Here is a 24,159-nt window from a genome sequence, read left to right on the forward strand (position 1 = left end):
ATGGCTGAATTGAGCGCTATATGTTTCGAGAATGTAGTGTTCTCGTATGGCAACCGCCGAATAATCGACGGGCTAACGCTGCGCGTGCACGCCGGAGAATTTGTAGCGCTAGTAGGCGAAAACGGATGCGGGAAAAGCACTTTGCTGCATCTGACTTGTGGGCTTTTGCAGCCATCGTCAGGTACGGTTCGCATATTTGGCTGCAGCACATCAAAAAATAAAGGGTTTGATACTAGGCAGTTATGCGCAATAGTTTTTCAAAACCCAGACGATCAACTAGTAGCTTCCATAGTGGAAAATGAAGTTGCATTCGGTCCGGAAAACATAGGATTGGCGCGCGAAGAAATACGCCGCCGCGTAACTTATGCATTGAAAGCCACTGGTTTGGAAGGATTTGAACATCGGCAAACCAATTCGCTTTCAGGGGGTCAAAAGCAACGATTAGCTTTAGCGGGAGCGCTTGCAATGAAGCCCCGTGTGTTGCTGCTAGACGAAGCATCAAGCATGCTAGACCCCGAAGGCAGAGCCGACTTCATGCGCAATATTCACAAACTTGTTGCAAACGGCATGACCGTTTTAATGGCAACGCATTCAATGGAGGAAGCTGCGCAAACCGACCGCATAGTGCAAATACATAACGGAAAAGTATCAGAGTGCCAAAAAGATATCTTAAAAAAAGATGCGCCGAATAGCCCCGTGTTTTTTCGAAAAAAAGAGGCAGACAATACAATCATGGATTTTTCCAAATTACCGCTTCTGCTTGATTTCGACAATGTGTCGTACACCTACGACCAAGACGGCGATTCGCGCCAAGCTTTGAAAGATATAGTTGCAAACCTGTACGAAGGTGAATTTGTAGCCGTTATAGGTCGCACTGGAAGCGGCAAAAGCACGCTTATTCAGCACGCTAACGGATTGTTGCACCCGACTAAAGGGCGTGTTTTATTCCGCGAAGAAGATATTGCCGATAAACTTGCCTCAAACAAGGCTCGTCGCAGCGTAGGGCTAGTTATGCAGTATCCCGAAAAGCAACTTTTTGCCCCAACAGTATATGAGGATGTGGCGTTCGGTCCCCGCAATTTAGGGCTTAGCTTGGAAGACATAGATTCGCGCGTATGCGCTGCGCTGGCACAAGTCGGGCTAGATATGCGCGATTTCGCCAATAGAAACCCATTTCAACTGTCGGGTGGGCAAAAACGCCGAGTAGCCATTGCGGGTGTTTTGGCAATGAAGCCCGATGTGTTGGTTTTAGACGAGCCGTGCGCTGGCTTAGACCCACATATGCACGCCGAAATAACCCAGCTTCTAAAACAGTTGCACAATGAAGGGCAAACAATATTAATGGTTACTCACAATATGGAAGATGTTGAAGCGCTTGCTACCAGAGTTATACAGATGCGCGACGGTCGAATAGTCGAATAGCCTATTCGAATTGATACAAATCGCGTGTAGCTACTTTGAATTCTTCGTACACATCGCGCACAACAGCTTCATCTTCTATAAATTCAAAGGAATAGGGCTGTCCGTCTTCATCTAGTTCGGTTACTTCCAACACGATAACCTCGCCAGATGATAAAGCAGGAGAGTAGTCATCAATTTGGAAAAAGAAACCATAACGGGCATCCCCGTGCAGCAAGAGCCCTAAAAACTCTAGCTGCACGAGATCGCCATTTGAATCTTCAAACGTAAAAGTTATACCCTCTTCTGCAGGTGGACAGAAATTTGGTGCGCTACCTGTACGTATTGCGTCTGCCATATTATTCGTCAGCACCTTCAGAATCGTCTTTCACGAAGCGGATGCCTTCTATGCCGGTATCGCTTTGCATTTCTGCGTCTTTTTGAGGCGCGCTCTTTTGCTGATGATTCTTTTGACCTTTAGGTTTATCGGGACGCTTTCCCCTCTTTTGCGATGCTGTATTTTTTGCATCATTGGTGGCAGGCTTACTTTCAGCCTTATGTTCCTGCGCAGCATTATTGGCAGCTTGGCTGGCAGCCCCACTACCAACCCCACCAACCGGCGCAACACCCGCACCTGCATCAGTGGCAATTTTATCCATCTTTTTCTTGGCTTTCTTTTCCGCCTCTAGGCGAGCCACCGGCACCTGCTCTATCTCGGGAGAATTTGCGCTATCAAACTGGAACAGACCGATTTGATTGCCGTACTTCTTCTGCAGTTTCTGGAATTTCGGCTCGCGCGATTTCCACATGCTATACAGAGGCATAGCTACAGCAAACGACGAATACGAACCAGCCAACAAGCCGATAGACATAGCAAACGCAAAGTCTTTCAGTGTTTCACCACCGAACAAAAGCATTGCAAAAACCGGCACGAACGAAGTTAACGTGGTGTTTATGGTACGCACAAACACTTGGTTAATAGAGTGGTTTGCCATTGTCATAAAGGTGCAGCGTATAGCCTCGCCTTTCATATTGTCGTTCACGCGGTGGAATACAACCACCGTGTCGTACAAAGAGTAACCAAGAATAGTAAGTAGCGCAGCAATGGTGTTGGGGTTAACTTCGCGACCAACCAGCGCATAAATTCCCAGCACTAATATAAGGTCGTGCAGAAGCGCTACAACTGCAATAACGCCCATTTTGTATTCGAAGCGAATAGCAATATAGACAATAATTAGCAGCATGGAAACCACAAATGCAATAAGCGACGACTGAATAACGCTAGCACCCCAGTCGGGACCTATGGTGTCTACGCTTATTTCACTTGCCGGAATGCCCAGCGATTCTGCCACCGTATGTCCAGTAGCAGCGGCAGCTTCAGCATCGGTTGTGGCAATGCGCACAAGGAAGCCATCTACACCATTTGCGGTAGTGGTTTGGATAACCGCATCAGGTTCCCCAGCTTCCGTGAAAGCACTGCGCAATTCTTCAGTTTGTAAATCGCCCGTGTTGGTGTAAGTAATAGACGAACCACCAACAAATTCAATACCGAAATTGAACCCGCGTATTCCCATAATTGCAAAACATGCAACCATGGCAACAGCGGCTACTGTAAGGAATATCTTTCTGTAACCCAAGAAATTAATATCGTGCTTGATGAAGCGCCCGCGCACCTTACGCGCCGTATTCACCACAACAGATTCTGCCTGTTCGCCGCCGCGTGCACGTGCCATTTCGTCAGATTCGTCGGCATTCATCTGCATAGCCGTTTCAGCATCGGACACAGACACACCTTCAGCCTGCGCGATAGCTTCGTAACTCTTTGCGGCATCTTGGCTGTCTTTAATGCCCCAGAAACCCGGATGATGCGCAATAGACTTTGGCGCAAGCAAGCGAATAAGCGGTGCCTTAAACACAAGCATCATAACGATGTCGCACACAATGCCAAGCGCCAGTGTAAGACCGAAGCCCTTGACTGATGCACTAGCCAAGAAGAACAGAGAAAGCGCCGACACCATAGAAACAAGGTCGGCATCGATAGATGTAAGAATGGCATGACGAACACCTGTAATAGAGGCTGCACGCACACTTCTGCCCATGCGAATCTCTTCACGGAAACGCTCTAGCGTCAGAATTGACGAGTCGGCAGCCATACCAATTGTAAGCACGATACCGGCAAGACCAGCAAGCGATAAGCTGAACAGTCCAAATGCGGAAAGACCTGCCAAAATTCCAAGGTATAGGCATGCAAACACCAGCATAGCACCAGCGGTAATAAGACCAAGACCCTTGTAGAAAACAAGCAGATACAGCATAACAAGCGCAAGACCAATAAGCACAACAATAAGACCAGCATATAGCGCATCTTGACCGAGTGTAGGTCCTACAACTTGGCTTTGTGAGTACTCAAAACTAACAGGAAGCGAGCCAGACTCTAGAACCGTCTGCAGCGCCTTAGCTTCTTCAAGCGTGTAATTGCCGGTAATAGAAACGTTTCCATCGGGAATCTCGGACTGTACTGCAGGGGCACTTTCCACCTGATTATCAAGAATGATTACTATCTTGCCCTTACTTGAAGCAAGCTCAGATGTAGCTTCAGCAAATGCCTGTTTCCCTTCAGCATTAAGGGTTAAGTTAACGGCATAATAGGCGCTGGTTTCGCTAGCGCGATCGACAGTAACATTCGTTATCTGGTCGCCTGTGATAAGAGGAGTATATGTACCCTCTGGCACTTCTAGCGGCACTTCTTCTTCAGTGCGGAAACTGTTGCCATAATCGTCTTCAATGGTGGCATATTGCCCGAAGTCGCCATTTTCAATCTTTTGCTTTACCTCGGCATCGGTAAAGCTGTCCAATCTAGAAAACACCAGCTGACCAGTACGACCAATAGTAGACAAAGCCGTTTGCGTATCTTCCAAACCGGGAATCTGTACAAGAATTTGGTCGGTACCCTGTACCTGTACGGTAGCTTCGGATGCGCCAAGCGCATTAACGCGGTTTTCAATAATAGCACGACTGGTTTCCATATCTTCTGTAGTTATGGCGCTGCCGTCGTCAGTCTTCGCCGTAAGTACAACCGATAATCCGCCGCGTATATCAAGACCCTGATTAATTTTCTCAGAAGGCGGCATGAACAACACTACCGAAACAACTACTAACAGTATTGTTAAAACCATTAACCAAACATTACGCCTATTTTTGTTGTGCGTATTCTTCTTAACATTTCGCTGCAATGCCATTTGCTAGTCTCCCGTAAATACGTAAAACACTTCCTGCGCCCGTTCAAGCGCTAACTTTCATATTTTGCCACAACAAGCAAGCAATCAGACAAAATATGGAGAAATGACAAGAATATAATCAAATGTGCTCATTTAATGCGTGATAGATTGCTTGTGTGATAGCTCCTTGGCTAACATTATGAAGTCATCTCGTGAAACAACCACTTGCGCCCAAACTTATGCCAAACTTGCGCCACCAACATATATTGGCGCAAGTTTGGCGTAGCATTGGCGCAAGCTGGAAACAGAAAGGATCGATATGTCACCTTCCGAGTTCGAAAGTCAGCTCGCACAGGGCGAAGGGCAGACCATCGAGTTCAAGCGATGTAGCACGTTCCCACATGCAGACACATTCGAAACCGTATGCTCATTTGCAAACAGAATCGGTGGCAACATATACCTAGGAGTCGAAAACGACGGCAGTATAAGAGGAGTCGACCCACTCTCGATCCTCGACATAGAGCGCAACATAGTAAACGTGACGGGGAATCCCGCCGTATTCACACCCTCACCCGCACTGGAGTTCGAGAAGATAGAATACAATAACAAGCTCGTTATCAGGATCTGGGTTCCCATGGGTCCCTCAGTCTACCGATACAAGAATGTAATCTACGATCGTATCGCAGACGTGGATGCCAAAGTTACAAACGACGATCAGATATCTCTCATGTACATACGAAAGAAGTCCTATTACTCGGAGCAGAAAGTCTTTCCCTACATAGAGTTCTCGGATCTCAGACCCGACCTTATAGACCGCGCAAGGAGCATGGCAGCGACCAATCGACGCGACCATCCATGGACTAACCTCGACGACAAGCAACTCCTACACGCCGCGGGGCTATACACCCACGACAGAGAAAGGGGTCTAAGCGGATACACGCTCGCGGCAGCCCTCCTTCTAGGCACCGACGAGCTTATTAGGTCCGTATGCCCCGCATATCTTACCGATGCCATAGTACGAATAGAGAACAAAGACCGCTACGACGACCGTCTGATGGTTAGGACCAACCTCATGGAAGCATATGCCCAATTGAGCAGCTTCTGCCGCAGACACCTACCGGACCGATTCCTGCTTGAAAACGATCAGCGCGTAAGTGCACGAGACGTGATTGTGCGAGAACTCATCTCCAACGTGCTTATCCACCGCGAGTTCCTTAGCGCCGTGCCAGCTCAGGTGACAATTGACGAGCAGGGAATACACACGAGAAACGCAAGCAAGTCCGTGTTCAACGGACAGATAACACTCGCCGATTTCTCCCCGCGCCCGAAAAATCCCCTAATAGCCGACTTCTTCACACAAGTTGGTCTAGCGGAGGAAATGGGTAGCGGTACGCGAAACCTTTACAAGTACTCGTTAGCATACACCGGCACAGAGCCAATCCTGATCGACGGCGACATGTTCAAGGCCGACATTGCAACAAGCACTGCACCCAGAGCTGTGATCGAGAAGACCCAAGATATCGTACTGCGCACCCTTGATGAACTGCTGAAAGAAACCGATTCCGCAACAGCCGTGCAGATAGCCGAAAGAGCGAACATAAGCCTGAGAAGCACTCAGAGACACCTTAGCAACCTGATCAAATCAGAGGAAGTGGAAGCGCTGGGCTCTACGAACTCGCGTGCATATAGAAGAGCTCGACGTTGTGAATGAGCGATGGTGATAAGCACACAATCGCAAACGCTTAACATACAGAAAGCTCATATCGCTTTCGATATGGACCCCTGTCGTATCGCTGGAGTGCGTTACAAAATTAAAGTTAGACTTATTCAATCCATCGAGCGGATGGATAGCAAAATGCGCTTTTACAGGCATTTCTGAAAAATGAAAAAGGAGAAAAGGTCGTTTTTTTAGAAGTTGAAAACGTCTACCTTTTTAGAGCGTAAGAAACAAATAAAAAGTTTTATAAATGTTCCATTTCCCTTGGTAAGCGGTTTAACAAACGACTCTTAGTATTATCTAATTCCATCTTGTCTAAGCCATAAATCAAATGTAGATGGACTTACCTTCAGACGCGCTGCTGCTTCTTTTCGAGTAATATTTCCCGCAATATAAACTTGCTTTATCTTGCCGTATATCTCGGGGCGTTCAATTTTCGGACGACCAAAACGCACTCCGCGCGCCTTGGCAGCAGCTATGCCTTCTGCCTGACGCTTATGCGTGTTCTCTCGCTCAAGCTGCGCTACATAAGAAAGCAACTGTAAAACAATATCGGTTATTAATACACCCGTTAAGCCGCCCATGCTTCTTCGAGTATCGAGTAAAGGCATATCCAGCACCACTATATCTGCGCCTTTTTCCTTGGTGATATGCCGCCATTCACTCAGTATTTCCTCATAATTGCGGCCCAAGCGATCGATGCTCTTTACATAAAGCACATCTTTTTCTTTTAGCTTTCTAAGCAAACGCTTATATTCCGGTCGCTCAAAGTCTTTCCCACTAGCTTTATCTGCATAGATTTTATTCTTATCTAACCCAACCTTCGCAAATGCATCGAATTGCCTTGCAAGATTTTGATCTTTCGCAGATACCCGCGCATAACCATAGTTTCTCTTATTCATAATTAACCTCCCATTATCTAAACTCCTTCCCTATTAAAATGCTGTGTCACAAAAAGACAGTTTTAGAAGCAGCACCATTTTGTGACTTTCTTAGACGTGCCTAATTGTAGAAAGCGGAAAGCCAGCCGGCAAATTTCGAATGGCGCAGTATCGCCTAGACGAGTATAGGCTGCGCCTTGTTGCGGCAACATGCCCTACGCCGTAAAACATGCGCCTTGCTGCACACGCTACCCCACGCCTCAAAAGCGTGTATGCCTGCACTTGATGAATTATTTCTTAGATTGAGCAGCTATGGTGTAGGTAGTAGTAACGCCGCGACGCAATATGCGCATACATAAAAGTGCAGTTACCGGCACCGCCAGCGCCAGCACAGCACCAAAATCGAAACTAGCAGCGGCACCAAAATTGTCAACAATAATGCCGCTTACAGATGGTCCAAATGCCATACCGCACGTAGCGCCCGCATTCATCCAAGTTATAGCTTCTGTAATGCGGCTGCCCGGTACCGCACGTTCGCATGTAGCATTCGCCGTTATTAACATAGGCGCATAAAATAGCGCCGCTATTGTAGACATTATGAAAAGCGAAAGCGCCGAATTGACCAAAAACATGCTGCCATACGCCAAGCCAATAGCCACAGACGCGCCCACCAATTGTGCGTATTGCGGAATTCGTATATGTATCATGCCGAACAAAATTCCCGTTAACATAGAAACGCAAGATGCCACAATAAGCACTATGCTGGCTATATTGGGATTGCCAAGCTCTTCTGCCAAGGCAACAGTAGTAGCGTCGAACACACCAAAAAATGCACCCGTAAAAAACATTAGCGCAAACAGTACGCGCACAACTGAAGAAGTGCGCAGCACGCTTTTTTGCCGTACTGGCTGATCGGTCTGCGCCCGCTGCAATTTCTCAGATGTATCACTTGTGCCCCAACCGGGCGTTGGCTCGGTTGCGCGCGACATCGTAAGAAGCAAGACCCCAATCACAAACGAGACACCGCCTGCAAATAGACCCGCAATAGGTGTAATAGCTGAAGCTAACGCAATCGAAATAGACGGGCTGAACATAAATCCTACATCGTCTAGTACGCCTTCATATGAAAACATGGTACGCAAATCGGGTGCAGCGCTACCCAGCCGCCCCGACCTTATCAAAAATGTCCAGCGCGCACGCGCCAATGCTTGCGGATTTGGCATAAAACCCATAGGAATTGCTGCCACAAACAGCACCCATTCCGGACCATGCATCACCACGTTCGCAAGCATAATTGCAAGACCAGCTATTGTTATAGCTGCGGCAGCGGGCACTACTTTATGCTGCCCAAACTGATCGACCAATTTTGATACGCGCGGCGATATAAAAAACGTAGACAACGCAATAACTGAAGATGTAAGCCCCGCAATAAAAAACGAATATCCAGCAAGCGTAACCATAGTTACAGTGCCGATATTCATCATGTAGGCATAAAAGCGCATAAGAAAACAGCCTATCTCGAAAGCGTAGGCTTGACGCACGCGCAGAAGTCCTGCATAAATTTTCGGATCAAACTTACCCATTCGCCTACCTAATAATCTTTTGCAGCAGGACTTGCCATCCATGCCGCCAAAAAAGCATCATATTCACCCGCCAACACCGCTTCTCGCGCACGCCGCATAAGATCTAACAGGTAATGAAGATTATGCAGACTTAATAATATACCGCCTAGCATTTCATCCTGCTTTACCAAATGGCGAATATAAGCGCGCGTAAAATGCGTGCAAGTATAACAGTTGCATTCGTGGTCTAGCGGCGTAAAGTCGTGCGCAAATTTAGCGTTGCGCATATTCATGCGCCCCGTGCTGGAAAATGCGGTACCCATACGAGCCGTGCGAGTAGGCAGCACGCAATCGAACATATCCACCCCTTCAGCTACAGCTCGCACAAGCGTTGTAGGATTGCCGACACCCATAAGATAGCGCGGGCGCGTCTGCGGCAGAGCGCGCGCTACCTCACCCAGCGTCTCAAACATTACCTCGTGGCTTTCGCCTACCGAGTAGCCGCCTATCCCAAAACCGCCAAAACGCCTACCGCCGAAAGCCAGCGAATCCTGCTCTATTTCCAGCAAACGACGCACGCTTTCAAGACGTAAATCTAAGTGCATCCCACCTTGCACAATGCCAAAAAGCGTCTGATCGGGTCGCGTATGCGCAGCCAAGCACCGGCGTGCCCATGCGCTAGAATAGTCCACCGCGCGTTGCACAAAATCCCTACTTGCAGGATAAGGCGCACACTGGTCAAGCTGCATTACTATGTCTGCGCCTATTAATTGCTGGATACGCATGTTCTCTTCCGGAGTCCAAAACACATGACTACCATCGTAAATGCTTTGGAACTCTACGCCGTCGTCGTGCAGCTTTACAGTATCAGCCAAGCTAAAAACCTGAAAACCCCCAGAGTCAGTTAGCATAGGTCCGTCATATTGCATGAACTCATGAATTCCGCCGGCTTCTGCCACTAAATCGGCACCCGGGCGCATAGCCAAATGGTACGTGTTCGCAAGCACCACCTGAGAATTTAGCGCATGCAGCTGATCTGGCGTTATACCCTTTACAGTTGCATGCGTACCCACCGGCATAAACATAGGAGTGCAGAAATTTCCGTGCGCTGTTGTATATGTTAGTGCCCGCGCATTGCCACATGTGGCATCTATTGTGCATTCGAAAAGCTGCATATTAACTACCTATTTTTAACTTGCCTGCAGAGCCTGCTTCATGATTTCCCGCCACAGCATCGGCTACTATAGCTGCCTTCGCCTGTGCATCTGCTAAATCCAATCCGGGCAAAGCGTTTTTAGAAAGCGCTCGTTGCATCTCAGAAGAATCCACCACGCCGCATGAAATTTCACGCGCTGGATTTAAGCATTGCGGCAACGTATCCACCCACGCTTCGAAGTCTGCCATAGAACCATGCTTTATGGTGCTCAGATCAAAATTGATCGGGTCTAGCAAATAATCAGTTACAAGATAACCATCGGCACCCAGATCGAGAAACGACATGTCCTCCATGGTGTTATTTCCCACCATAAGCACGTCTTCTCCGCGCAAGTTCATGGCGGCTAAATTCTCGGCGTAATAAGTCTGCTTGGGCTTCACAGAACATGAATTCTCATATGACGTAATACGCGCAAACAAACCCGGCTCTACCCCAGCCCATGCCAATCTATGTTCAATCGCGCGTCTAGGAAACATTGGCATTGTGGTCAGCACCAAAGGATAGCCCTTCTGCGCCAGTTTGCGCACAACGCGCCCAGCCGCCGGATTACCCTGAAAACCATCGCCAATGTGCGGAAAGTCGTTCGCATAAAAATCTGTTGACATTTGCCTTACGCGCTTGCGCTCGGCATCGCTGTCAATTCCGTATACTTGGCAAAATTCATCCCAAAATGCCTGCTCGTTTGTATGGTCTTCCGCATGGGTAGCCATCCGCTTAGTTCCCGCCTTCAAAGCCAACATAAACAATTCCGGATCCATACCATGCATACCCATATAAGTAGCTATCCGCTTAAAATAAGCGACCATAAATTCATCTATGTCCATCGGCAAAAGCGTGCCGTCTAAATCGAAACAAATGACGCGATATGTTTTAGCGTTTTGCATATATGCCTTCCCGAGTACTCCCGCGAAATGTATGCGGATTATTTGCAGTGATTTACATGGTAGTATAGCGTCGTGATTTCTTTCAAAGAAAAACCCGCGAAATTACTACTGCATGCGTGCTGTGGTCCGTGCTCGATGGAGCCGGTTCGCCTGTTGCGCGAGCGTGGCGTAGAGCCGCATATTTATTACGCAAATTCCAACATAGCGCCCGCCGAAGAATACGAACACAGGCGCGACACTATAGTCAAATGGGCAAATGAGAAAAAGTTGGAATTTACCGAGGGCGAATACGCACCCGAAATATGGAAGCAAGCAGTTGCCAATAGTAAAAGTCGAGAAGCGCGGTGTCGCGCATGTTACAGAATGCGATTTGAAGAGTCGGCAGCGTATGCAAAAAAGCACGGGTTTGACGCGCTAGGCACAACGCTTTCCGTGAGCCCCTATCAGTACACGCAAATAATTCGTGAAGAACTTGAACGCGCCTGTAAAAATGAAGGCATTGCATGCTTGTTCGAGGATTACTCGCCTTACTACAGCGAGGCTACTCGTCGCAGCAAAGAAGCTGGAATGTATAGGCAGAATTATTGCGGATGCCTTCCGTCGAAAGCTGAGGCTGACAAGCAGCGAGCGCAGCACAAAGCAGAGCGCGAAGCCAAGAAGGCGGCGCGGGCAAAAATAAGACAAGCCCAAGAACAAGAATTGCAGGCTAAACGACAGCAACGCGCCGAATACGACGCGAAGCAAGTTCGTAAGCGGGCAATATTAAAAGAGCTGCGCAGGAACAGCAATGGATAATTTAGAAAACTTCAATGCTAGACATATATAAAGGTACAAACTGCTATGAAAACCGCCGATTTTGATTACGAGCTTCCTCCTGAACTTATTGCGCAAGCGCCGGCACCGGTGCGCGATAAATGCCGCATGCTTGTCCTTCATCGCGAAAACGGCAATTTGGAAGACAAAATTTTTCGCAACATAATTGATTACCTGCAACCGGGCGATTTACTTGTAGCCAACGAAACGCGAGTATTGCCCGCACGCTTATTGGGCACAAAACGTGGAACTGGAGGAGCAGCAGAGGTGTTTTTGCTGCGCGAAGCAGCCGGACCCGAACCGCGCACTAACAAATTGGCTTTTTGGGAAGTGTTGGTAAAGCCCGGGAAGCGCCTAAAGCCCAACAGTGGTGCTGTGGTAGATTTCCACGACGCAAATGGCAAAGTTGCGCTTTCTGCAGAAATAATCAACTGGGCACCAAATGCGCAAAAAGGCGAGCGCATTGCGCGGCTTTCTACAGAATTGCCATCGCTAGACGAGGCACTACATGCAGTAGGCAACACCCCCCTGCCGCCCTATATCAAAGATTACACGGGCGATAAAGAGATGTACCAGACTGTTTATTCCAAACGAGAAAGTTCAGCCGCCGCACCCACCGCCGGTCTGCATTTCACGCCTGAATTAATTGAAAGCTGCAAGCAAAAAGGTATTGGTTGGGAAACTGTGGAATTAGAAGTAGGTTTAGACACGTTTCGCGTGGTAGATGAAGAAAACGCCGAAGACCACGCTATGCACACCGAATTCTACACAGTACCAAAACGCACTGCATGCGCTATTGAAGACACAAAGGCGCGCGGTGGGCGAGTAGTTGCAGTAGGAACTACAAGCGTAAGATCGCTTGAGAGTGCTTGGAATGCCAGTGCGGAAAAACTTGAAGTGCGCAATCGTGAAGCCACGTCACTTTTTTTGCTTCCGGGCAGTAAATTCAATGTGGTAGACGCGCTAATAACAAATTTTCATGTACCGCGCTCTACATTAATGATGCTAGTTTCCGCTTTTGCCACTCGCGACCAAATAATGACTGCCTATGCCCATGCCATAGCTAAGCGTTATCGCATGTTAAGTTTCGGCGATGCTATGCTAATAATTTGACTGCGACTTACTAACGCGCAAATGCCCGTCTGTTTAGGCTTGAATTGATAAAAAATGGTCCGCTCAGAGGCGGACCATTCGGATTTCACATTCAGCTTACTTATTTCTTTACAACATTGCTGGCTTGCAGTTTGCCGTTCTGACCAGTAGTAATGTCGAAAACGACAGCAGCTCCCTCATCAAGAGTCTTAAATCCGTCCATCTGAATTTCAGAGAAGTGGACAAATAAGTCTTCGCCATCTTCCTGAGAGATGAAGCCATATCCCTTGTCAGGGTTGAACCATTTCACAGTACCTTCAGCCATGCTCTTTCCTCTTTCTTCCCCCCACCGTGGGAGATTCAATACCGACGCGCACCTCGCACGCCTCTGCTCTGTATTCAGCGCAATACAACTATACGCTACTTAAGACTGTTTTATGCAATGGATTTTTACAGTAGTCGAAAAATTTACGAACTGTTACTTTTCTATTCTTCATCGGCAAGAAAATCTTTTACAGCAGCATCTGCAAAATCGGCTTCAGGTATGTCTTCAGCTGAAGTCATATCGCTGATATCATGCCCGTAAGCTGCCGCAATAGCCCGTGCCTGATCTGCGCGAAGTTTTGCCATATCGGTTTCTCCAGCATCTTCTCTATACGAAGCTGCAAGCATAAGCGAGCGCGCAACATATTCTGTTATTGCAGGATCGGTTCCCGATATCTGCATAATAGATGCAATAGATTCAGGTGCAAGCGAAAGTAGCATATCGCCATCCATGTCGACCGACTCACCTATAGCCGTCTCAAGCATCTCTGCCGCACCTTTAGGGTCGCGATCTTCGGTACGTCTTTGCATAGCGCGCATTATTCCCGCTGCAAAATCGACCAGCATACGTACCAAATAATCTTGTGTAAGCAATTTATTCCTTCCTTCAACTTATGTAACAGTACATTGTTACATAGAAAACTAGTCTATACATCTTTTGGCGGCGCAATGCCAATGTGTTCCCAAGCGCGCGCTGTAGCCACGCGCCCTTTCGGAGTGCGCACAAGAAGACCTTGTTGCATCAAATATGGCTCGTAAACATCTTCAAGCGTGTCGGTTTCCTCAGAGAGCGCCGAAGCTAACGTGGTAAGCCCTACAGGTGCTCCGGAAAACTGTACGCACAATGTGTGAAGAATGCGATTATCCATAGCGTCTAATCCCAAATCATCCACTTCAAAAAAGCTAAGTGCTTGCGCTGCAACATCTTCAGTAATGTGCCCGTCGCTTCGCACCTGCGCCCAATCGCGCACGCGCTTTAACATACGATTAGCTAAACGTGGAGTACCGCGTGATCTGCGCGCTATTTCCAAAGCGCCCTCTTCATCTATATGCACATCTAAAATATGAGCCGAGCGCGTGATGATAGCAGCTAACTCTTGTGGTGTGTAATATTCAAGCCTGTAAGCTATACCGAATCTGTCGCGCAACGGACCTGTTAAAAGACCTGTGCGAGTTGTTGCCCCTATCATAGTAAATCGCGGAATGTCTAACCTGATAGAGCGTGCAGCAGGCCCCTTTCCCACCATTATGTCCAAAGAATAGTCTTCCATGGCAGGATACAAAACTTCTTCAACCATGCGATTCAGGCGATGAATTTCGTCAATAAATAGCACATCGCCTTCTTCAAGGTTTGTGAGTATAGCCGCTAAATCGCCCGTTCGCTCTATGGCTGGTCCGCTTGTGGTACGAATATGCGCGCCTAATTCACTTGCCACAACAGATGCTAATGTAGTTTTCCCTAAGCCCGGAGGTCCACTAAAAAGAATATGATCCAATACATCATCTCGCGACTTAGCCGCCTCTATCATAATTTGCAGCGACTCTTTAACTTTCGATTGCCCCAAATAGTCGTCAAAATATTTCGGACGAAGCGATCTATCGAAGGCGATATCTTCTTCTAGCAATTCAGGCGCAACGCTGCGCCCGCGCCCTGTTGTAGAAGCATTCGCTCCAGCCTCGAAAACAATTCCTTCTATTTCAATTTCGTTAGCCAAATCAACTTCCTAGTCGTTTCAGCGCATATTTTACCAGTGAACTTTCCGTAGCTCCTTCAGGTGCCCCGTTCATTGCAAGTTCTATTTCGGAAGACGTGAATCCCATAGAAAGCAATGCCTCTACAGCGCCAGACATACGCTGGTCTACAACAGACCCAGAATCGTCTTGGTTGAATAAACTGCCAGAAAAATCGTCAAGCGAACCTTTTAATTCAAGAATTATACGCTGAGCGGTTTTCTTACCAACTCCGGGAATTTTTGAGACAAGCGCGCTATCTTGTGCTGCCACCGCATCGGCTAATTTTCGCGAGCTAAATGTAGAAAGTGCTGCCAAAGCTACTTTTGGACCCACACCAGATACCCCTATAAGCTTTTCGAACATAGCCTTTTCATCATCTGCCAGAAAACCGTATAGTGTAATCCCATTATCGCTGACATGCATATATGTACGCACATAAACAGATGAGCCTATCTCAGGTAGTTTAGATAGCGCAGTCTGCGACATAAAGACCTCATATCCAATACCTCCAACATCAATGAAAGCGCTGTTCAATAGTTTGCCAGCCAATTGTCCGTTCAGAAAAGCTATCATGCGCTACACCTATCTTCACTTTAAGCACAGCTACAGGCAGTAAAAGCCTGCGACACCAATGGCGATTCATGCGTTGTATAGCAAATAGCTGCAGCTAACGCATCAGATGCATGATCAGGTTTTGGAGCATTGCTAAGAGCTAGCAATTTTTGCACCATATACTGCACCTGCTCTTTTTCAGCACCACCTGTTCCAACCACAGCCAACTTTATCTGCCTCGGAGTGAATTCGCCAACGCTTAGCCCACCTTCAGCACATGCAACAAGCGCCGCACCACGAGCCTGCCCCGTAGCAAATGCAGCAGTTATATTTTGCCCAAACCAAACCGTTTCTATGCCCACACATATTGGATGAAACCGCTGCACCACAGCACTTATCTGATCGTGTATCTTCAAGAGACGCTTCGATAAATCAACCCCAGAAGGAGTAGAAACACACCCGTAAGCCATGCATTCTAAGTGCGCACCTGTCTGCCGAACAACGCCCCATCCGGTATTTGCCAACCCGGGATCTATCCCCAATATGATGCGCTCAACAGCCAAAACGCCTCGTTTCATCTATATTACCGATTCGCAAATTATAGAACATGTGTTTGTATATCGCAATACCTTATACTACAAAAAAGCTCCCCTCAGGAAACATTTTATAAGAGAAACTTTGCAACTTAACCGCAACACTAGGAATACGCTAGGAGCCATGCGCAAAGAGCAAGATGCGCACTAGGGGCAGACGGATTGACTGCAGTCCAAACTTTCATCACTGAAAAATCATTCCCTAGGTCAAAGCGCCTTCAAATCTAGTATTTAGAAAAAAGATTTGAGACATTCACGAACATGTTCAATAAACGACGGATCGTCACTTTGTTTCACCGATTCTACAAAGCGCGGATTGCGCGCTTCCAGATCAAAGGCTCTCACCTGCTCAACAGCAACAACACCATATATCGTAAGTCCACTTGGCATATCAAGATGAAGAGGAAATTTATCCCGTCTTGTTGTAATAGGACAAACTAAAAAAGAGATGTTGGCAACCTCGCAACTCAACTGCAATCAACTCAACTGCAATCTAATGAAATGTCCACGCCCCCTTACCGCCGCAGAAATACAAATACAAAGCAGGTTGAAGCTTCCTAGTTCAAAAAAGTTAGAAAAATGGTCAAAACTTCCGACTTTCCACTGTGAAAAGCACAGAATAGCGCCTATAGATGCATCACCAAATGCTGTTTGCCCAGTGTTCTCCACAATTCAAGCCAGCCATACGGCAATCCGACCATGGAAAGTCGGAAGTTTTGACCACTTTTGTCAATTTATTTCTCTCGCCACGTATTTGAAACTTTGCAACTTAACGAGGTTGATTGCAATCGCAATATGGACATGTACAATCTTAATGTGAACGGGTGCTCAGATTAAGAATTCAATCAACATTCAACTAGCAACCGCAACACTGCAAAGTTTGTATAGCAGATAACTCCCGACACATTTCTGCAAGATTTGCACTCATTAAAAGTTGCAACTATGGGAACTTGCGATGTCAATAGGTGTTGCAAACAGTTGGTTTTGACATGAAATCTATATGTCACTTGATATCGCATTTTTGATACACAGATATAAGGTTTGCAATCTAGTCTTGATTAGAAGATTTATAAGTCTTCTAGAGAAAGAATAGATTGCTATGGATAAAGAAAAACTTGTTTCTATTACTAATCAATTTATGTTTAATCGTGTAATGATTCAAAAAGATATATGTAAAGAATTCTTAGAGTGTGTATTAGGTAAGCAAATTGATGATCTGATTTATAAAAACGCTGAACAAGCAATAGAACCTAGACTAGATTTTAAGAGTGTTAGATTAGATTTGTTTGCTAAGACAAAACATGAAGTTTTTGACATAGAACTACAGGTTCAACAAAGAGCAGATATCGCTAGGAGATATAGATACTATCAAGCATCTATTGATACTACATCGCTTGATAAAGGGGCAGACTACGATAAGCTAGACACAAGCTATATTATCTTTGTTTGTAATCACGATCCTTTCAAAGCAGGACTTCCTGTATATGAGATAGAACCAATATGTAGACAAGACACATCTTTAGATATAGACAGCGGCATACACTGGATTGCTCTTAACTGCAAAGACTATGCAAAGACAAAAGATAAGCATCTACTTTCTTTTATGGAGTATGTCTTCACTGGTAAAATAGATAAACAAGACAAGCTAGTTACATCTATTGCTAGTGCAGTAGATAAAGCCAATAAAGATAGAGAGTGGGTGAATAAGGTGTTTTCTGTAAGTACAATAGGAGAAGATTGGGAGCGAGAAGTACGTATAGCCCGCAGAGCTGCTCTAAAAGAGGGAGAAGAACGAGGACTAGAGCGAGGAATCTTGCAAGGACGCGCTGAAGCCGCACGCTACGACTCTCTTATCGAACACCTATTTGCCGCCGGACGTGAGGGCGATGTTCTTAAAGCCTCTAAAGACCCAGCCTATCGTGAGCGGCTTTTTGCTGAGTTTAATATTTAGAGTCAAGCATCAACCAAGTTATAAGTACTTCATTAATTACGCTTGAATGTAACTCTTTGGTACGATTCTTCTGGGCACAATACCTGCAAAAGAAAAACTCCCGCACCTGTAAGGTTCACGGGAGTTTTTTGCACTATATAAACGGGTTTACTTAAAGAAACCGTCGTAGTTGTGCATCTTAAGTTGGCTTTCTACCTTGCTCATAGTGTCTAGCGCAACGCCAATCATAATCAGAATAGACGTGCCGCCAAACGACTGAATAAGTTGATTACCAGTGAAGTAGAAAATAATTGTAGGCACTACCGCAATAAGCGCAATAAAAATACCACCGGGTAACGTTATTCGCTTCAGCGTATTCCTGATATACGCAACCGTAGCCGAACCCGGACGTACTCCGGGAATAAATCCACCTTGCTTGCGAATGTTATCTGCCGTTTCCTCCGGATTAAACACCATAGAAGTGTAGAAATACGCAAAGAATACAATCAGAACAAGCGTTAGGATCCAGTTAAGCCAACCAGTTGAGCACCAATCAGCAAAAGTGGTTAGCCAGTCTACATTGAAAATGGCAGCCAACTGTGCTGGCAAGTACAAAATACAGCTAGCAAAGATGATAGGTATAACACCAGCAGCATTCACCTTTAACGGAATGTATGTATTCTGCCCGCCCATCATTTTACGACCAGAAACGCGCTTAGCATAATTTACCGGTATGCGGCGCTGCGCACGTTCGATAAAGATAATAAGCGGTATGCAAGCCAAAACGACAATAAGAATAAGTACGGTTATGGCAATGCCCATGCCTAAATCGGCAGTCAGATTAATTGAACTGAAAATAGCGGACGGAACGCGGCTAACAATGCTAATGAAAATGATTAGCGACATGCCGTTGCCAATACCGCGCTGAGTAATAAGCTCGCCCATCCACATTATGAATGCGGTGCCTGCCACCAATGTAAATACAATTATTACGCAGGTAAGCCAATATGGAACTTCATTAGAGAAAGTTACTCCGTATGCCGGCGACTGGAAAAGTAGCAAATAACCAACAGCATTAATTAAGCCAAGTGCCAGTGTAAGATAACGCGTAACCTGCGTAATCTTCTTACGACCAGAATCGCCCTCTTTTGCCCAGCGCCCAACAGCTGGTATAACACCTTGCATTAGCTGCATAATAATTGATGCAGTAATGTAGGGCATAATGCCCAGCGAAAACACGCTGAAGTTAGACAGAGCGCCACCAGTGAACAAGTCAAGCATACTCATGGCAACGCCCGAATCCTGATACGCCGTTGCAAACTCGTTAAACGGAATACCAGGAACAGGTACATATGCGCCAAAGCGATAGAGCGCAAGAATGGCAAGAGTAAACAGAATCTTCTTCCGCAGCTCTGGTACTTTGAACGCGTCGACTATGGAGCTTAGCAAGGCTCTTCGACCTTTCCTCCGGCTGCTTCTATCTTTGCCTTAGCGGAAGCAGAAATCTTATCAACCTTCACAGTAAGAGCCTTTGTAATCTGACCATCTCCTAGAACCTTTACGGGATCGCAGGAATGCTTAATTACGCCCTTGGTCTTCAAAGTGTCGCAGTCAACCGTTTCGCCTGCTTCGTATATACGATCAAGCTTACTGACGTTAACAGCGATGTATTCAACACGATTCGGATTACGGAATCCGGGAAGCTTTGGAAGCCTACGTGCCAGAGGAGTCTGACCACCTTCAAAGCCTGCACCTTTACCGCCACCAGCGCGAGACTTCTGACCGTTCATGCCGCGACCGGCAGTTTTACCTTTACCGGACGCAGGACCGCGACCAACACGCTTACGCTTGTGGGTAGAACCCTCAGCAGGCTTCAAATCTTTAAGTTCCATTCAAATCTCCTTTTTTCGCGTCTTTCGACGCTCGCTTTCACTATAAAAAGTCTTTTGTAAAGTTAGCATACGACTGGATAAACTTTTGACCGCCTTTGTAAGACGGTCAAATTTTTACAGTTCTTCCACTTCTATCAAATGCTTTACCTTAAATATCATACCGCGAACGGACTCGTTATCTACCACATCGTGGCTTTTGCCAATACGACCAAGACCCAACGCGCGCAGCGTGCGATCCTGATCATACTTGCGACCAATCTGGCTTTTTACTTGCGTAAGGCGCAGAGTTTTCTTTGCATCAGCCATTACTTCTGCTCCTTCCTGCCAAACATCTTGTCAACAGTAGTTCCGCGACGCGCAGCCACTGTTTCGGGGCTTTCCATAACCTTCAAACCTTCTGCAGCCGCCTTCACGATGTTCATAGCATTGCTAGTGCCAAGGCTCTTGGTTATAACGTTCTTAACACCAGCCAATTCCATGATGGCGCGAACTGGACCACCAGCCATAACACCAGTACCGGGAACAGCCGGCTTAATAAGCACGCGACCAGCGCCATATTCGCCAATAACTTCGTGCGGAATGGAGCCTTCCTCAGTCAGCGGCACGGTGAACATGTTTTTCTTCGCGTCCTCTACGCCTTTCTTGATGGCGTTGGGAACCTCTTGGGATTTACCCAAACCAAGACCAACCTTGCCATTTCCGTCACCAACGACAACCAATGCAGTAAGCTGCATACGACGACCGCCCTTGACGGTCTTGGAGACGCGGTTAATGCTAACTACGCGCTCTTCCAGTTCTGGAACAGCGTTTTCCTGTTGTTTACGGGCCATATACGTCTCCTCCTAGAACTTCAGGCCGGCTTCGCGAGCTGCGTCAGCCAGAGCCTTCACGCGCCCGTGATACAGATTTCCGCCACGGTCGAACACGACTTCGTTAATACCCTTATCCTGTGCCATTTTGCCTATGATAGTGCCCAGTTCAGCTGCACCAGCAACCGTTGAGGCTTTAGCGCCAGTCTTCTTGAACTCAGGACCCATTGTAGACACGCCACAAATGGTCTTACGGCTAACATCGTCGATAACCTGAACATACATATTATTGTTAGAGCGGGTAACGCACATGCGCGGACGAGTTGCAGTACCCGACACTTTACCGCGAACGCGACGATGGCGACGCGCAAGACCGGATTGACGCTTGAGTATTGATTTCTGCATTTTCCGATCTCCTTCTTATTCCTTACCAGCTTTGCCGGCTTTACGACGCACATATTCGCCTTCATAGCGAATACCCTTGCCCTTATACGGCTCGGGCTTACGCCACTTGCGAATATCGGCTGCAACTTGACCAACCTGCTCTTTTGATGCGCCAGAAACAGTAATTTCGTTTTGCGAGGGAACTTCAAATGTAATTCCTTCAGGCGCTTTCACTAACACAGGATGCGAAAAGCCCAGCTGCATCTCTAGGTCGCGCCCCTTTAGCGCTGCACGATAACCAACGCCGACAAGCTCGAGCTTTTTGGTGTAGCCCTCGGACACGCCAATAATCATGTTGTGAAGCAAGCTGCGGGTAAGACCCCAGTATGCATTCGTCTGACGCTCGTCGTTAACAGGGCTAACTACTACAGAATCGCCCTCTTGCTTGATAACCATGGTAGGCTGGAAAGTACGAGTTAGTTCGCCCTTCTTGCCTTTGACGGTAACAGTGGTGCCGTCAATATTCACTTCCACACCCGATGGTACAGAAATTGGCATCTTTCCGATACGAGACATTGCGCACCCCCTACCAGATATAGGCGATAACCTCGCCGCCAATACCCTTCTTGCGGGCATCGCGGTCGGTCATAACGCCAGCCGAGGTTGATATGATTGCAGTACCAAGACCGCCGAGAACACGCGGCAGTTCGTCTTTACCTGCATAAATACGAAGACCCGGCTTGCTGATGCGCTTAATGCCGCGAATGGTCTTCTGTTTTTTTGGACCATATTTCAGCGTAATGGTGAGGGTGCCACGGGGTTCGCCGTCTTCAACCTCATATCCGCCGATGTAGCCCTCTTCGTCCATTATTCGGGCGATCTCTACCAGCTTTTTACTGGTGGGCATAGACACAGAGTCCTTAGCCGCAGACTGTGCGTTACGCACGCGCGTTAGCATGTCTGCTATGGGATCGGTCATTGTCATTTCAGGTTTCTCCTTTGGTTAGTGATGAGCCTCACATCTGGTTCGCATACCGCCCCTAGCGGCTGCGCCTTCTATGCGGGCACACCCGTACTCCAAGACATCCGGTTTACCAAGATGACTTAGTTACGCCGGGCAGCTTGCCTTCATTAGCCAGTTCGCGCAAGCATATGCGGCATAAGCCAAACTTGCGATAGTAAGAGCGAGGACGCCCACAACGCATGCAGCGATTGTGCTGGCGCGTAGAATATTTCGGCTCTCGCTTGGCCTTGGCAATCATCGATTTCTTAGCCATGCATTCCTTCTTTCTTGCGAGTCAAATGACTCTGGTCGAGGTTACACGAAAGGACCGTATGGTCCTATCGCTTTACTTGCTCTTGAACGGGAAACCGAGGTCGGCTAGCAATGCTAGAGCGCCCTCGTCGTTTGCCGCGCTCGTTACGAATGTTATGTCCATACCGCGCGTATGGTCTATTTTGTCGTAGTCCACTTCGGGGAAGATGAGCTGCTCGGTAACACCCATGGAATAGTTGCCGCGCCCATCAAAGCTGGTGCGAGACATACCACGGAAGTCGCGAATACGCGGAATAGCAGTTGCTACCAAGCGATCGAAGAACTCCCACATACGATCGCCGCGCAGAGTAACCTTGCAGCCAATCGCCTGACCTTCGCGCAGTTTGAAACCTGCGATAGATTTCTTTGCGCGGCAAACCATCGGTTGCTGACCTGTGATAACGCGCAAATCGCTAATGGCGCCTTCTAGCTGCTTGCTGTCTTGAGCAGCTTCACCAACGCCCATGTTTACAACGATCTTTTTCAATGTAGGGATCTCGTTTACATTATCAAGTCCCAGTTCGTCCTTTAATTTAGGACGTATTTCGTCTAAATACTTTTTCTTTAAACGAGGCATATCTGCCATTTTCTTACTCTCCTTCGTTTTTTCTTGACAGGAGATTTCCGACCCCCTGCCCTTAAAGGCATTTACTCCAAGCGATTGCCGATATTGCCTAGCGCTTGGCTTCGCGCGTCGAAAAAAAAGCGATTTTATATCACATTTTTCTAGCGCTGCAGAATCGCGCTACGGCAACATCCGCAATCGCCATTCTGTCCATCTAGAGCTTTTACAGCGGGGTGCTGCGGAAGCCCTAATCGATATCCTTGCCGCACTTCTTGCAAACTCGAATTTTCTTGCCGTTATCATCGCGACGACGAGCTGCACGTGTAGGTTTCTTGCAGCTAGGACAGATAAGCATAACATTGCTTACTGCTAGCGGAGCTTCTATCGTAGAGATTCCACCCTGAGGATTAGCCTGCGTAGGACGCATAGCTTTCTTTATGGTGTTAATTTTCTCAACTACTACACGCTCGGTTTCAGGAATGGTGCGCAGAACCTTACCTTCTTTGCCCTTATCCTTACCAGCAAGAATGGTTACAGTGTCACCCTTCTTTATGGGAAGAATATTGCGCTCGGTTTTCTTAGTTGCCATCTTTAGCACCTCCTAGAGCGTTTCCGGTGCCAAAGACACGATCTTCATGTACTTCTTATCGCGCAGCTCACGAGCAACAGGCCCAAAGATACGCGTACCGCGCGGAGTGCCATCGTTGTTGATTAGCACGCACGCATTCTGGTCAAACTTGATATAGCTGCCGTCGGCGCGACGAACCTCTTTCTTAACGCGCACGATAACGCAACGAACAACCTCGCCCTTTTTGACGGCGCCATTTGGTTGTGCTTCCTTAACAGAGCACACAATAACGTCGCCCAAGCCGGCGTAACGACGCTTGCTTCCGCCCAGTACCTTTATGCACTGAACCCTGCGCGCGCCGGAGTTGTCAGCCACATTGAGCATGGATTGCATCTGGATCATGCTTTTCCTCCTACTTCACATAGCAGTGCAAGCGCGCCGCTATTTGGCTTTCTCGACGATCTTCGACAGGCGCCAGCGCTTCATTTTGGAAAGCGGGCGTGTCTCCATTATTTGAACAGTGTCGCCTTTGCCGGCTTCATTGTTTTCATCGTGGGCATGAAACTTTTTAGTGGTAGTAATCATTTTGCCGTAGATAGGATGCGGTTTGCGCTCTTCCACGGACACCACAATAGTCTTATCGTTCGCATCGCTTATAACGACGCCCTGACGAACTTTGCGTAGATTCCTTGTTTCTGACATCTTCTGCTCC

Annotated in this window: 28 protein-coding genes; 5 read left to right on the forward strand and 23 right to left on the reverse strand. The window is 47.3% G+C overall.

The features are described from left to right. Complete coding sequence (locus tag G7Y46_RS03570; protein WP_165252544.1) at nucleotides 1–1,422, forward strand: energy-coupling factor transporter ATPase; 1,422 nt, start codon at nucleotides 1–3, stop codon at nucleotides 1,420–1,422. Nucleotide 1,423: 1 nt separating this feature from the next. On the opposite strand, the gene G7Y46_RS03575 is transcribed toward G7Y46_RS03570, so the two are convergent. Both G7Y46_RS03575 and secD read right to left on the reverse strand, forming a co-directional pair. Then, nucleotides 1,424–1,756, reverse strand: a complete 333-nt coding sequence (locus tag G7Y46_RS03575) for a DUF1292 domain-containing protein (RefSeq protein ID WP_165252546.1) — start codon at nucleotides 1,754–1,756, stop codon at nucleotides 1,424–1,426. Nucleotide 1,757: 1 nt separating this feature from the next. Beyond that, complete coding sequence (gene secD / locus G7Y46_RS03580; protein WP_165252548.1) at nucleotides 1,758–4,637, reverse strand: protein translocase subunit SecD; 2,880 nt, start codon at nucleotides 4,635–4,637, stop codon at nucleotides 1,758–1,760. A 298-nt stretch (nucleotides 4,638–4,935) separates the two neighbouring features. Here secD and G7Y46_RS03585 point away from each other — a divergent pair, with 298 nt between their 5' ends. After that, nucleotides 4,936–6,327 carry an RNA-binding domain-containing protein gene (locus tag G7Y46_RS03585; protein WP_165252550.1) on the forward strand — a complete coding sequence of 464 codons (1,392 nt, stop codon included), beginning with the start codon at nucleotides 4,936–4,938 and terminating at the stop codon, nucleotides 6,325–6,327. Between the two features lie 302 nt (nucleotides 6,328–6,629). Here G7Y46_RS03585 and G7Y46_RS03590 read toward each other — a convergent pair whose 3' ends face one another. The 4 genes from G7Y46_RS03590 to G7Y46_RS03605 all read right to left on the reverse strand — a co-directional run bounded on the left by G7Y46_RS03590 (nucleotide 6,630) and on the right by G7Y46_RS03605 (nucleotide 10,876). Beyond that, nucleotides 6,630–7,235, reverse strand: coding sequence for a recombinase family protein (locus G7Y46_RS03590; RefSeq protein WP_165252552.1), 606 nt, complete (start codon nucleotides 7,233–7,235; stop codon nucleotides 6,630–6,632). Between the two features lie 269 nt (nucleotides 7,236–7,504). Beyond that, the gene (locus G7Y46_RS03595) at nucleotides 7,505–8,797 is read right to left on the reverse strand and encodes an MFS transporter (protein ID WP_165252554.1); all 1,293 of its coding nucleotides are present in this window, start codon (nucleotides 8,795–8,797) and stop codon (nucleotides 7,505–7,507) included. Nucleotides 8,798–8,805: 8 nt separating this feature from the next. After that, the gene (gene tgt / locus G7Y46_RS03600; RefSeq protein ID WP_165252556.1) at nucleotides 8,806–9,951 is read right to left on the reverse strand and encodes a tRNA guanosine(34) transglycosylase Tgt; all 1,146 of its coding nucleotides are present in this window, start codon (nucleotides 9,949–9,951) and stop codon (nucleotides 8,806–8,808) included. A gap of 1 nt (nucleotide 9,952) precedes the next feature. Then, nucleotides 9,953–10,876: an HAD family hydrolase gene (locus G7Y46_RS03605; RefSeq protein WP_165252558.1), complete on the reverse strand. Its 924-nt coding sequence runs from the start codon at nucleotides 10,874–10,876 to the stop codon at nucleotides 9,953–9,955. Between the two features lie 72 nt (nucleotides 10,877–10,948). On the opposite strand from G7Y46_RS03605, the gene G7Y46_RS03610 reads away from it, so the two are divergent. Together G7Y46_RS03610 and queA are read left to right on the forward strand one after the other, a co-directional pair. Continuing rightward, nucleotides 10,949–11,671, forward strand: coding sequence for an epoxyqueuosine reductase QueH (locus tag G7Y46_RS03610; protein WP_346773612.1), 723 nt, complete (start codon nucleotides 10,949–10,951; stop codon nucleotides 11,669–11,671). Nucleotides 11,672–11,716: 45 nt separating this feature from the next. Further along, nucleotides 11,717–12,802, forward strand: coding sequence for a tRNA preQ1(34) S-adenosylmethionine ribosyltransferase-isomerase QueA (gene queA, locus G7Y46_RS03615; RefSeq protein WP_165252562.1), 1,086 nt, complete (start codon nucleotides 11,717–11,719; stop codon nucleotides 12,800–12,802). Nucleotides 12,803–12,902: 100 nt separating this feature from the next. Here the strand turns inward: queA and G7Y46_RS03620 are convergent, their stop codons facing one another. From G7Y46_RS03620 to ruvC, 5 genes are all read right to left on the reverse strand, one after another. Next, nucleotides 12,903–13,106, reverse strand: coding sequence for a cold-shock protein (locus G7Y46_RS03620; protein ID WP_165061209.1), 204 nt, complete (start codon nucleotides 13,104–13,106; stop codon nucleotides 12,903–12,905). A 161-nt stretch (nucleotides 13,107–13,267) separates the two neighbouring features. Further along, the gene (locus G7Y46_RS03625) at nucleotides 13,268–13,699 is read right to left on the reverse strand and encodes a hypothetical protein (protein ID WP_165252564.1); all 432 of its coding nucleotides are present in this window, start codon (nucleotides 13,697–13,699) and stop codon (nucleotides 13,268–13,270) included. A gap of 53 nt (nucleotides 13,700–13,752) precedes the next feature. Continuing rightward, nucleotides 13,753–14,820: a Holliday junction branch migration DNA helicase RuvB gene (gene ruvB, locus G7Y46_RS03630; RefSeq protein WP_165061203.1), complete on the reverse strand. Its 1,068-nt coding sequence runs from the start codon at nucleotides 14,818–14,820 to the stop codon at nucleotides 13,753–13,755. 1 nt (nucleotide 14,821) lies between these two features. Beyond that, nucleotides 14,822–15,412 (reverse strand): Holliday junction branch migration protein RuvA, encoded by a 591-nt coding sequence (gene ruvA / locus G7Y46_RS03635; RefSeq protein ID WP_165252566.1) that lies wholly within the window; start codon nucleotides 15,410–15,412, stop codon nucleotides 14,822–14,824. A 20-nt stretch (nucleotides 15,413–15,432) separates the two neighbouring features. Further along, nucleotides 15,433–15,969 carry a crossover junction endodeoxyribonuclease RuvC gene (gene ruvC / locus G7Y46_RS03640; RefSeq protein ID WP_165061197.1) on the reverse strand — a complete coding sequence of 179 codons (537 nt, stop codon included), beginning with the start codon at nucleotides 15,967–15,969 and terminating at the stop codon, nucleotides 15,433–15,435. 1,114 nt (nucleotides 15,970–17,083) lie between these two features. Here ruvC and G7Y46_RS03650 point away from each other — a divergent pair. Next, nucleotides 17,084–17,935, forward strand: coding sequence for an Rpn family recombination-promoting nuclease/putative transposase (locus G7Y46_RS03650; protein WP_165252570.1), 852 nt, complete (start codon nucleotides 17,084–17,086; stop codon nucleotides 17,933–17,935). A gap of 147 nt (nucleotides 17,936–18,082) precedes the next feature. Here G7Y46_RS03650 and secY read toward each other — a convergent pair whose 3' ends face one another. From secY to rpsQ, 12 genes are all read right to left on the reverse strand, one after another. Next, nucleotides 18,083–19,363: a preprotein translocase subunit SecY gene (secY, locus tag G7Y46_RS03655; RefSeq protein WP_165252572.1), complete on the reverse strand. Its 1,281-nt coding sequence runs from the start codon at nucleotides 19,361–19,363 to the stop codon at nucleotides 18,083–18,085. Continuing rightward, nucleotides 19,357–19,806 carry a 50S ribosomal protein L15 gene (rplO, locus tag G7Y46_RS03660; RefSeq protein WP_165062852.1) on the reverse strand — a complete coding sequence of 150 codons (450 nt, stop codon included), beginning with the start codon at nucleotides 19,804–19,806 and terminating at the stop codon, nucleotides 19,357–19,359. The genes secY and rplO overlap by 7 nt, the downstream gene beginning before the upstream one ends. Before the next feature lie 114 nt (nucleotides 19,807–19,920). Further along, nucleotides 19,921–20,112 (reverse strand): 50S ribosomal protein L30, encoded by a 192-nt coding sequence (gene rpmD, locus G7Y46_RS03665; protein ID WP_165062851.1) that lies wholly within the window; start codon nucleotides 20,110–20,112, stop codon nucleotides 19,921–19,923. Next, a complete protein-coding gene (gene rpsE / locus G7Y46_RS03670) occupies nucleotides 20,112–20,636 on the reverse strand; it encodes a 30S ribosomal protein S5 (RefSeq protein WP_165062850.1) in 525 nt (174 codons plus the stop codon). The genes rpmD and rpsE overlap by 1 nt, the downstream gene beginning before the upstream one ends. A gap of 12 nt (nucleotides 20,637–20,648) precedes the next feature. Then, entirely contained in the window at nucleotides 20,649–21,020 is a 372-nt protein-coding gene (rplR, locus tag G7Y46_RS03675) for a 50S ribosomal protein L18 (protein ID WP_165062849.1), read from the reverse strand. Nucleotides 21,021–21,035: 15 nt separating this feature from the next. Continuing rightward, nucleotides 21,036–21,575, reverse strand: coding sequence for a 50S ribosomal protein L6 (rplF, locus tag G7Y46_RS03680; RefSeq protein WP_165252574.1), 540 nt, complete (start codon nucleotides 21,573–21,575; stop codon nucleotides 21,036–21,038). A gap of 10 nt (nucleotides 21,576–21,585) precedes the next feature. Continuing rightward, nucleotides 21,586–21,984 (reverse strand): 30S ribosomal protein S8, encoded by a 399-nt coding sequence (rpsH, locus tag G7Y46_RS03685; protein WP_165062847.1) that lies wholly within the window; start codon nucleotides 21,982–21,984, stop codon nucleotides 21,586–21,588. Between the two features lie 106 nt (nucleotides 21,985–22,090). After that, nucleotides 22,091–22,276, reverse strand: a complete 186-nt coding sequence (locus G7Y46_RS03690) for a type Z 30S ribosomal protein S14 (protein ID WP_165062846.1) — start codon at nucleotides 22,274–22,276, stop codon at nucleotides 22,091–22,093. 72 nt (nucleotides 22,277–22,348) lie between these two features. Then, on the reverse strand, nucleotides 22,349–22,900 hold the full coding sequence (rplE, locus tag G7Y46_RS03695; protein WP_165062845.1) for a 50S ribosomal protein L5: 552 nt from the start codon (nucleotides 22,898–22,900) through the stop codon (nucleotides 22,349–22,351). Nucleotides 22,901–23,126: 226 nt separating this feature from the next. Then, nucleotides 23,127–23,468, reverse strand: a complete 342-nt coding sequence (gene rplX, locus G7Y46_RS03700; RefSeq protein WP_165252576.1) for a 50S ribosomal protein L24 — start codon at nucleotides 23,466–23,468, stop codon at nucleotides 23,127–23,129. Between the two features lie 12 nt (nucleotides 23,469–23,480). After that, a complete protein-coding gene (gene rplN, locus G7Y46_RS03705; protein WP_165062843.1) occupies nucleotides 23,481–23,849 on the reverse strand; it encodes a 50S ribosomal protein L14 in 369 nt (122 codons plus the stop codon). Between the two features lie 39 nt (nucleotides 23,850–23,888). Further along, nucleotides 23,889–24,149, reverse strand: a complete 261-nt coding sequence (gene rpsQ / locus G7Y46_RS03710) for a 30S ribosomal protein S17 (protein WP_165252577.1) — start codon at nucleotides 24,147–24,149, stop codon at nucleotides 23,889–23,891. Nucleotides 24,150–24,159: the final 10 nt, after the last annotated feature.

Source organism: Adlercreutzia sp. ZJ304 (assembly GCF_011039075.1).
Classification (GTDB): domain Bacteria; phylum Actinomycetota; class Coriobacteriia; order Coriobacteriales; family Eggerthellaceae; genus Adlercreutzia_A.

What these genes read in the sequence shown, in the direction of transcription:
- G7Y46_RS03570 (WP_165252544.1), top strand. Translation starts at nt 1, where the DNA reads ATGGCTGAATTGAGCGCTATATGTTTCGAGAATGTAGTGTTCTCGTAT.
- G7Y46_RS03575 (WP_165252546.1), bottom strand. Translation starts at nt 1,756, where the DNA reads ATGGCAGACGCAATACGTACAGGTAGCGCACCAAATTTCTGTCCACCT.
- secD (WP_165252548.1), bottom strand. Translation starts at nt 4,637, where the DNA reads ATGGCATTGCAGCGAAATGTTAAGAAGAATACGCACAACAAAAATAGG.
- G7Y46_RS03585 (WP_165252550.1), top strand. Translation starts at nt 4,936, where the DNA reads ATGTCACCTTCCGAGTTCGAAAGTCAGCTCGCACAGGGCGAAGGGCAG.
- G7Y46_RS03590 (WP_165252552.1), bottom strand. Translation starts at nt 7,235, where the DNA reads ATGAATAAGAGAAACTATGGTTATGCGCGGGTATCTGCGAAAGATCAA.
- G7Y46_RS03595 (WP_165252554.1), bottom strand. Translation starts at nt 8,797, where the DNA reads ATGGGTAAGTTTGATCCGAAAATTTATGCAGGACTTCTGCGCGTGCGT.
- tgt (WP_165252556.1), bottom strand. Translation starts at nt 9,951, where the DNA reads ATGCAGCTTTTCGAATGCACAATAGATGCCACATGTGGCAATGCGCGG.
- G7Y46_RS03605 (WP_165252558.1), bottom strand. Translation starts at nt 10,876, where the DNA reads ATGCAAAACGCTAAAACATATCGCGTCATTTGTTTCGATTTAGACGGC.
- queA (WP_165252562.1), top strand. Translation starts at nt 11,717, where the DNA reads ATGAAAACCGCCGATTTTGATTACGAGCTTCCTCCTGAACTTATTGCG.
- G7Y46_RS03620 (WP_165061209.1), bottom strand. Translation starts at nt 13,106, where the DNA reads ATGGCTGAAGGTACTGTGAAATGGTTCAACCCTGACAAGGGATATGGC.
- ruvA (WP_165252566.1), bottom strand. Translation starts at nt 15,412, where the DNA reads ATGATAGCTTTTCTGAACGGACAATTGGCTGGCAAACTATTGAACAGC.
- ruvC (WP_165061197.1), bottom strand. Translation starts at nt 15,969, where the DNA reads ATGAAACGAGGCGTTTTGGCTGTTGAGCGCATCATATTGGGGATAGAT.
- G7Y46_RS03650 (WP_165252570.1), top strand. Translation starts at nt 17,084, where the DNA reads ATGGATAAAGAAAAACTTGTTTCTATTACTAATCAATTTATGTTTAAT.
- rplO (WP_165062852.1), bottom strand. Translation starts at nt 19,806, where the DNA reads ATGGAACTTAAAGATTTGAAGCCTGCTGAGGGTTCTACCCACAAGCGT.
- rpmD (WP_165062851.1), bottom strand. Translation starts at nt 20,112, where the DNA reads ATGGCTGATGCAAAGAAAACTCTGCGCCTTACGCAAGTAAAAAGCCAG.
- rpsE (WP_165062850.1), bottom strand. Translation starts at nt 20,636, where the DNA reads ATGGCCCGTAAACAACAGGAAAACGCTGTTCCAGAACTGGAAGAGCGC.
- rplR (WP_165062849.1), bottom strand. Translation starts at nt 21,020, where the DNA reads ATGCAGAAATCAATACTCAAGCGTCAATCCGGTCTTGCGCGTCGCCAT.
- rplF (WP_165252574.1), bottom strand. Translation starts at nt 21,575, where the DNA reads ATGTCTCGTATCGGAAAGATGCCAATTTCTGTACCATCGGGTGTGGAA.
- rpsH (WP_165062847.1), bottom strand. Translation starts at nt 21,984, where the DNA reads ATGACAATGACCGATCCCATAGCAGACATGCTAACGCGCGTGCGTAAC.
- G7Y46_RS03690 (WP_165062846.1), bottom strand. Translation starts at nt 22,276, where the DNA reads ATGGCTAAGAAATCGATGATTGCCAAGGCCAAGCGAGAGCCGAAATAT.
- rplE (WP_165062845.1), bottom strand. Translation starts at nt 22,900, where the DNA reads ATGGCAGATATGCCTCGTTTAAAGAAAAAGTATTTAGACGAAATACGT.
- rplX (WP_165252576.1), bottom strand. Translation starts at nt 23,468, where the DNA reads ATGGCAACTAAGAAAACCGAGCGCAATATTCTTCCCATAAAGAAGGGT.
- rplN (WP_165062843.1), bottom strand. Translation starts at nt 23,849, where the DNA reads ATGATCCAGATGCAATCCATGCTCAATGTGGCTGACAACTCCGGCGCG.
- rpsQ (WP_165252577.1), bottom strand. Translation starts at nt 24,149, where the DNA reads ATGTCAGAAACAAGGAATCTACGCAAAGTTCGTCAGGGCGTCGTTATA.